This window comes from Neisseria sp. 74A18, from assembly GCF_001308005.1.
In the GTDB taxonomy this organism is placed as follows: Bacteria; Pseudomonadota; Gammaproteobacteria; order Burkholderiales; family Neisseriaceae; genus Neisseria; species Neisseria dumasiana.
This window is the reverse complement of the sequence record NZ_LGZA01000021.1, coordinates 39063-47493: the sequence shown is the minus strand read 5'-3', so window position 1 is coordinate 47493 and position 8431 is coordinate 39063. Positions and strand designations below refer to the sequence as shown.

Sequence of the window (8431 nt, the reverse complement as noted above, 5' to 3'; positions counted from 1 at the left end):
GAGAGGCTGTGCCATTGGCCGAGCAGGACGGCTTTGAACATGGAGAGCAAAGGATAGGCGGGACGGCCGCCGTTGTCGCGCACGTAGCGGGTTTTGCGGCCGGCGAGGTATTGTTCGATGGGTGTCCGGTCAAGAATACGGTCGAGTTTGATGAGGGGGAAGCGGTCGAGATGTTTTTCGATGTGGTTGAGGGCGTCGGTGTGTAAAAAGCTGCTCATGAACAAAATCCTCTAAATTCCCGGAGTTTGATGTGAGTGGGAATTTAGAGGATTTTTGAGGGTTTTGCAAAGGTCTCAGGCCGTCTGAAAATGTTTTCAGACGGCCTCTTTTAATATATTCACACGTTGAAGCGGACATTTAAAAAGCAGGCGGTTGGGGCTGCTGCACGGCGGTTCGCAGCCTGCTGTGTATTGCAGGCCGTGGGTGAAAGTGTTAAAACGGGGGCATGATATAAAAAGAAAAATATCCGTATCCAACGGTTTCTGCCAAGAATATGCCGTGCATGATGGTTTTGAGAGGAGAGAATCATGGAAAAACAGTTACCTGAACACAAAAAATTTTTCGGCCATCCGTGGCAGCTTTCCACGCTGTTCCATATCGAATTATGGGAACGCTTTTCGTTCTACGGAATGCAGGGCATATTGCTGATTTATCTGTATTACCAGACCACACAGGGCGGTTTGGGTATGGATAAGGCAGTAGCGGGCGGCATTGTCGGCGCGTATGGCGGCAGCGTGTATCTTTCGACGATTTTGGGTGGCTGGTTGGCCGACCGCTTGTGGGGCGCGGAGCGAACGCTGTTTTATTCGGGCATTTTGGTAATGGGCGGCCATATCGCTTTGGCGGTGATTCCGGGCTTTGCCGGTTTGCTGTGCGGCTTGGTGATGATTGCATTGGGCAGCGGCGGTGTGAAAGCGTCGGCCAGCTCGATGGTCGGTTCTCTATATGAAAGCGACGAATTGCGCCCGCTGCGTGATGCCGGATTCTCGATTTTTTATATTTCGATCAATATCGGCGGTTTTTTAGGCCCGCTGATTACCGGCCTGCTGCAAAACAATATCGGCTTCCACTACGGCTTCGGTGCGGCGGCGGTGGGCATGGCTTTCGGTTTGTGGCAATACGCGCGCGGCAGAAAGTTTTTGCCGCATACGCCCGCACCTTTTCCTTTACGGCAGGGGCAGGGCAAGATTGCCGCGCTGGCGGCCGTTGCGGTTGCAGGGTTGATTTTCGCGGTGGTGGCTTTGGGCTGGTTGAATCTGGATAATTTTTCGAAAGTGCTCTTGGGCACGGTGATTGCGGCCACGGTGGTGTATTTTGCGCGCTTGTTGGCCAGCCCTTCGGTTGAAGAGCAAAACAAACGTTATATTATGGCTTATGTGCCTTTGTTTCTGGCCATCTGTATTTTCTGGGCTTTGTGGTTTCAGGTATTCACTTCGGTAACCGTGTATTTCGACGAAACCATCGACCGTGCGGTCGGCAGTTTTACGATTCCGGTATCGTGGAAAGATTCGCTGCAAAGCTTCTGGGTAGTGGTGTTTTCGGGCTTGATGGCCGCCATGTGGACGAAAATGGGTGAAAAACAGCCTAAAACGCCGTTGAAATTTGCTTTGGCACTGATGGTGTTGGGGGTGTCGTATTGGTGTTTCGTTCCCTTTATTGCCGGCGGCACGGTTATGCCGTTGGCCGTGTTTGCGTTGGTTATTTTGGGTATTACGATTGCCGAACTGCTGCTTTCGCCGATTTCGCTGTCGCTTGCTACCAAAATCGCCCCCTCTCACTTTAAAACGCAAATGGTTGCGTTGAACTTTCTCGCTTTGTCGCTCGGCTTTACTTTGGGCGGCCTCGTGTTTAAAAAATATTATGCTGCTGAAACCGCCGCAGCGTTCTACCGCTTAATCGGCATGGCCGGTTTGATTGCGGGTGGGGTGCTGCTGTTGCTTGTGCCGGTGTTGAACCGTTTGCTCAAAGGCGTGGATTAAGCACTATCGGATAAGGAACCCCCTGATGAATACCCCTTCACAACGCTTGGCTGCACTGCGCAAAAAAATGCAGGAGCAGAAGTTTGATGCTTGGATTATCCCTTCGGCCGATCCGCACCTTTCGGAATACTTGCCCGAACATTGGCAGGGCAGGGTGTATGTTTCGGGTTTTACTGGCTCGGTGGGCACGTTGGTGGTTAAGGCCGACAGCGCCGATTTGTGGGCCGACAGCCGCTATTGGGAGCAGGCGGAAAAGCAGCTTGCGGGTAGCGGTATCGAATTGAAAAAACTCGGTTTCGGATTAACCCATGTGGAAGATTTGGCGCAAAGCCTGCCGGAAAACGCCCGGGTAGGCGTTGCGCCGGATATGTTGTCGTTAACGGCGCAACGTCAGCTTCAGACGGCCTTTGCGGCAAAAAATATCGGCCTCAACCATCAAAGCGATTTGCTCGACGGTTTGTGGGCAGACCGCCCCGCGTTGCCGTCGAGCGAGATTTATCCGCACAAGGCCGAATTTGTGAGTGAAACCGCCGCCGAAAAACTGGCACGCGTGCGGGCGGCCGTGAAAGAAAAAGGCGCGGACTACCACCTGATTTCTTCACTCGACGATATTGCATGGCTGACCAATCTGCGCGGCAGCGATGTGTCTTATAACCCCGTGTTTCTGTCTTATCTGTTGATCGGCGCGGACACTGCCACGCTGTTTGTGAACCAAAGCGGCTTGAGCGAAGAATCTGCCCAATGCCTGAAAGCAGCAGGCATCAGCACCGCCGATTATCACACCGCCGCCGATGCTTTGGCCGCCGTTTCCGGCGCGTTGTTGATTGATCCGGCCAAAACCGCCGTGAGTACCCTGCAGAAGCTGCCCGATAACGTGAAACTGCTGGAAAGCATCAACCCGAGCACTTTGTTTAAATCCATCAAGTCCGACGCCGACATTGCCCACATCCGCGAAGCCATGCGGCAGGACGGCACGGCGTTGTGCGGCTTTTTTGCCGAGTTGGAACAAAAACTGGCCGACGGCGAAACCGTGTCCGAGCTGGATATCGACACCATGCTGCTGGCGCACCGCAGCCGCCGCCCGCACTTCATTTCGCACAGCTTCGGCACCATTGCCGGTTACAACGCCAACGGTGCGTTGCCGCATTACAGCGCCACGCCCGAAGCGTACAGCCTGATTGAAGGCAACGGCCTGCTGCTGATTGATTCGGGCGGCCAGTATGAAAACGGCACCACCGACATCACCCGCGTGATTCCCATCGGCATACCGAGCGCCGAGCAAAAACGCGACTTTACGCTGGTGTTGAAAGCCCATATCGTGCTGGCCGAAGCCGTGTTTCCCGAAAACATTGCCGCGCCGATGCTCGATGCCATCTGCCGCGCGCCCATGTGGAAAGCCCAATGCGACTACGGTCACGGCACCGGCCATGGTGTAGGCTACTTCCTCAACGTGCATGAAGGGCCGCAAGTGATTTCCTACCACGCCATCACCAACCCCAACCACGCCATGAAAGCAGGCATGTTTACTTCGAACGAGCCGGGTTTGTACCGCCCCGGCAAGTGGGGTATCCGCATTGAAAATCTGGTGATCAACCGCCCCGTTGCACAGCCTGAAGAAACCGCGTTCGGCAAATTCTTATGCTTTGAAACCGTTACCCTCTGCCCGATAGACACCCGCCTGATGGACGTTACCATGATGTCGGCAAACGAAATCGAATGGGTCAACAGCTATCATGCCCGAGTGCGCGAAAAACTGTTGCCGTTGGTGGAAGGTGCAGCCAAATCATGGCTGGAAGAACGCACACAACCTGTTTAATCACCGCGCGTTCAAACGATAACCTGCGGTTGCCTGCTTGGCAGGTGCCGCACATTGCAACATAACTTTTTCAGACGGCCTGCATAATCTTTTGCAGACTCATACATCAAAACACTATGAATTATGCACTCGATGCCCTTTGGTGGCGGCTCACCGACCCGCATGTGCGCGATTTGGCCGCCGTTCTTACCGCACCCCCCTTGTGGTTGAGCGGTTGCGAGCTGCCCGTAAGCGAGCTGCTTGGCGAAACGGGATTCCGCTATCTGCTTGATCTCAACGATTATCCCACGCAGCTCCACGAAGCTTTGCACCATAAAAAACCATTCGCCGGCCGCCTCGGATTTTATGCCGAACACCTGCTGGCATTCTGGCTTGAAACCGCACCCCATGCCTCTTTGCTCGGGCAAAACCTAACCGTTAAAAATGCCGCAGGGCAAACAAGCGGAGCCGCCGATTTTATCGCCACGCTCAACGGCAAACCCTACCACATCGAATTGACCTGCAAATTTTACGGCTGCCGTTCGGGAAGGCCGTCTGAAATGGTCGGATTGGACACTCAAGACACGCTGATGCACAAAGCCGCCAAACTGCCGCAGCAGCTGCGCCTGCTGGAGAGTGAAGAAGGGCGGAAAGTATTGAACGGCCTGAAGCTCAATCCCCAAGAACTACGCAGCGTTTCGATTGTGCGTGGCAACGGCTTCTCATCCCAACCGCAGGCGGCAGACGAAGCCCCGTTAAACCCCTACGGCTGGCACGGCCTTTATCTTGAAGATTGGGCGGAATACGACTTTTCAGACGGCCTTACGCGCCGCCATTTCCTGCTTCCGCGTTTAGGTCTGCTCGCCCCCGCCAGAGTGTGCGCCGAAGGAACATTCAACGAAACAGAAACCCGCAAAATCCGCAGCGGCATACTCGCCGTGCTTGAGCAGCGGCCGGACGGATTTTGGCACGAAGTCCGACGCATCATGAAAGTGCAGCGCGAAGATTGAGCAGGTATGTATAGTTAATCTGCTTAAATTTAATACAAAAACGTTGTACTCTGGCTTGATCAAGTATAACGGCACGGCTTCTAATGAAGTGGCTTGATATAACCAGTAAAATTGTTCTCTGCAATGTTGCAGGGGCAGATATGCCATCCGCCCCTACGATTTTGTTACTCAACTTAAGTTGATTGACTAAAAACCTTGAGGCCGTCTGAAAATCGTTTCAGACGGCCTCAAGGTTTTTAAACCGCTCTTTCAGCCTTGGTTACACTTGAGCAGGTGCTTCCGCACCTTCGGGAAGGCCGAAGATTTCGCGCAGAATCACTTTATAAAAAGCAAACGCTTCTTTTGCGCCCTGAATCGCTTCGTCTTGAGCGGATTTATCCAAGCCCAAATCGTTTAAATAATCTACAAACTCACGCCAGTGGCGGCCGCGGCCGTCGGGATGCGGAGCCAAGTGGCGCGCACCGTTTTCCGCATTGAAGCTCAACTTTTGCGCATCTTTAAACAAAAACGCCGCCCCCAAGTTGGAACCTTCGGCGCAATAAAGCCAACCGATGGCCTTGTTGCCTTCAGGCTTAGGCAGCTCGCCGGAGAATTGGTAAGGCTCGCTGTTCAAATCTTCCAAATCCTGCAACACGGCATCATAACGGGCCATGTCGGCCAGTTGCGGAATAGACCGGTTGAGCTTCTCGTCTTTGTAAATGCCGTCGACGATTTTGTGGAACACCGATTGCAGCTTCAAAAATTTCGAGTAATTTTCGTTGTTGGCAAAAGGCTGTACCGACATCACCAAATTATCGACGCTGTCGTGGGTGGTGCGGTTTTCTTCTTTCAGACGTTGGGCAAAAGTTTGAGCTTCGTTTGTCATGTTGTTTTCCTTTTTCATTATTCGAATCAAATTTCAGACGGCTTCATTTGGGCCGTCTGAAAAAAGATTATCAAATCAGAATTTGGCTTCTAATGTCAAGCCGTAGCTGCGTTTCGGAGCGGTAAAACGCTGAATCCCTTGGTGGGCACAACTGGCGTGTTGGGGCGTGCCGTCGCTGCCGTTACAGTTATCGACACGGTTTACTGTGCCGAATTCACGAATGCTGCGTAAGCTGTCCCAAGTGTAGTAGCGTTTGTTAAACAGATTAAATACACCGCCACGCAAGGTTACATGTTTGCCGAAACGGTAATGACCCACCAAATCCACTAAAAGGTAGTTGTTGCTGTGTTTGGCATAAGGCCACGGATTCTTTAGATCATCATTACTATGAACGGTGTCTTTCGGCTTTTTGCGCGCAGTGTAGCTTAAATTGGTTTTTAGGCTCCAGCGGTCTTCAGGTTGCACGTAACCGATGCCGAAAACCGCACCAAACGGTGCCAGCGCATTGATAGGCGTTTTGCTGCCGTCTTCTTGTTTGGCTTTACCTTTGATGTAGCTGGCTGTCCAGCTGGCAAACATGCCTTCAGGCAAGCCGATGCTGTTAAGTTTCCAATTACCGCTCAGCTCTATACCGTTTACAGTGGCACTGTCACGGTTGACGTTTTGCCAAGTTGGAGCGGTATAGGGGCGGGGTTGCCATTTTTGTTCGTTAACGTTCCAGAATTCAGTGTTGCGCAAACCCAAGTATGCGAAGTCGATGAAATCTTTGTATCGGGTGTGGAAGCCCGACAGCAACACATTGCCCCATTTGCCCTGATTGCTGATACCCAATTCGTAGTTGTGGGCTTTTTCTTCTTTCAAATCTTTATTGGCTAAAACGGTCATATCCGGATGGGGGAAAGTGAACCACATTTCGTTGGTTGTGGGGGCGCGGAAACCGGTGGAGTATTTGCTTAAAAATGTCCAGCCGGGAGCAAATTTCCAGTCGAAATGGAGTGCGTAGCTGGGAGCGCCGAATTTGGCTTTGGCTTCATCCAACCCTTTTTGTTTCATGGCATTGATGAATTGGTTGTTGGGAAGGATGTTGTTGCGTATCCAGTCGTAACGGATGCCTGCACCGAAACGGTACTTGCCATTCAGATTAAAGCTGTTGTTCCAAAAAATATGGTGTTTTTTGCTGCGGGCATCGAGCAGCAATGTGTCGGTTGTCCGACGGCTGGTTTCCAGCTCCGGCCTGAAAGCGCGAACGAAAACGGTGTAGTTATCGTTGCTGTTTTTTTCGTTGCCGATTCCTGCGCCGTAAGTCATGCTCCAGCTGTTGTTGCCGAAATCAAAGCTTTTATCGGCTTTTGCACGAAATTGTTTTAAATCCTGTGTTCGGCGGCGGAAGACGAAATATAGGTCGGAATTGGTGCCGCTTCTGGCAAGATCGTTAGGTACGTCCCACGTCATCGTGCTCATTTGGATTTTCTGTTTGTCGTAATTGAGCGTGAGTTTGTCCCACGGGCCTGATGCCAGCTGGTTCTCATATTCTATGCCGCTGCGTTTTTGGTAAGTGATGTCGTTGCGTTTACGCATTTCGTAGCTGACATTGCCTTGGTAGTCGGCAGCCCACAGGTTGGAAAGCTCGTCGGTTTTTCTGTCTAAGCGGTAGTCTTCATACACACCGCTCAGATAATTGTAGGGGTTGAAGTGGTAACCGGCTTTGAACAGCGTGCTTTTGGAAACGTAGTATTGGGGATCGGGTTTGGCTCGGAATTTACCGAAAGACCCGAAATAGCTCCTGTTGTTGCTTAAGGGGTTATATACGCCGTCGGATTTGTTGTGTTGCGTGTAATCGCTGCCGCCTCCGTGGTTTTTTAGCTCGTGGCCGTGGCGGCGTGTATAAACAAAACGGGTGTCGAAGCCCTTAAAATAAGCGGCCAAGTCGGTGCTGCCGACGTATTCGCTGTTGCGGCCTGTGTAGCCGCCTTTCAAGCCGACATACAGGGGTTTTTCTTCGTTAACGACATCGGCGGGTGATTTGGTTTTGTATTCTACTGCACCACCCAATGCGCCGCTGCCCGATGTGATGGAGTCGGCACCTTTGCGTATGCTGACTTCGGAAATATTCTCCAGTTCGGCAGCGTTGCGGTTGGCATTGAAATTGCCATATGCACCGAACAGTTCTTGGAAACCCTCTGAAGATAGGCTTTCTGCCTGAGTCAGGCCGTCTACATTAATGGCCACGCGGTCTTTGTCCACGCCGCGGATAACAAAGCCATTGGTGCTGCCGCGGCCGCCTTCTACAACGGAAACGGCGGGGTCGTAACGGACTAAATCGCGTACGTCTTGAACAAGGTTTTCATCCAACTGGTTGCGGCGGGTTTTTGTTTCCCCCAATTTGGAAGTTGGTCGTTTGCCTTTCACTTCAACTGTTTCAAGATTGACTTCTTGTTGAGATGTGTCTTCTGCATAAGCAGGAAATGCATTCACTACCAATAAAGCCATCAAGGTAAGTTTGAATGGGTTGTTCATGTTTTACTTTCTGTAAACAGTCGTTTTTCAGACGGCTAAGGTGTAAGAAACTCTAGCGTTGTTTACACTTTCCGTTTTTTGCATGCAGACCCATTTTGGGATTTTTGAGGGTTGTCAAGAATACCGAAAGGCACGGCGAAGCCGCATCGTTCTTGAGAATACTCAAAAATCACGAAACCATCATTCCTGCAAAAAAAAACAAAAGCTGTTTGGCATAAAAAGTGTAAATAACCCGACCTTTTCCAACACTTCAGGCATGTTGAAA

5 protein-coding genes and 1 pseudogene are annotated in these 8431 nt (G+C 51.5%); 3 read left to right on the top strand and 3 right to left on the bottom strand.

Annotated features, from left to right (window positions below):
- Positions 1-218, bottom strand: a pseudogene (locus AKG43_RS12780) (IS5/IS1182 family transposase); the annotation flags it as partial.
- A gap of 309 nt (positions 219-527) precedes the next feature.
- Here AKG43_RS12780 and AKG43_RS07825 point away from each other — a divergent pair.
- The 3 genes from AKG43_RS07825 (at position 528) to AKG43_RS07815 (ending at position 4784) form a co-directional block, all read left to right on the top strand.
- Positions 528-1979, top strand: a complete 1452-nt coding sequence (locus AKG43_RS07825) for an oligopeptide:H+ symporter (RefSeq protein ID WP_054600012.1) — start codon at positions 528-530, stop codon at positions 1977-1979.
- A gap of 25 nt (positions 1980-2004) precedes the next feature.
- Positions 2005-3795: an aminopeptidase P family protein gene (locus tag AKG43_RS07820; RefSeq protein ID WP_054600011.1), complete on the top strand. Its 1791-nt coding sequence runs from the start codon at positions 2005-2007 to the stop codon at positions 3793-3795.
- Positions 3796-3911: 116 nt separating this feature from the next.
- Positions 3912-4784, top strand: coding sequence for a DUF1853 family protein (locus tag AKG43_RS07815; protein WP_054600010.1), 873 nt, complete (start codon positions 3912-3914; stop codon positions 4782-4784).
- A gap of 259 nt (positions 4785-5043) precedes the next feature.
- On the opposite strand, the gene AKG43_RS07810 is transcribed toward AKG43_RS07815, so the two are convergent.
- A complete protein-coding gene (locus AKG43_RS07810) occupies positions 5044-5649 on the bottom strand; it encodes a biliverdin-producing heme oxygenase (protein WP_054600009.1) in 606 nt (201 codons plus the stop codon).
- 75 nt (positions 5650-5724) lie between these two features.
- Complete coding sequence (locus tag AKG43_RS07805) at positions 5725-8166, bottom strand: TonB-dependent hemoglobin/transferrin/lactoferrin family receptor (RefSeq protein WP_054600008.1); 2442 nt, start codon at positions 8164-8166, stop codon at positions 5725-5727.
- Positions 8167-8431 lie beyond the last annotated feature (265 nt).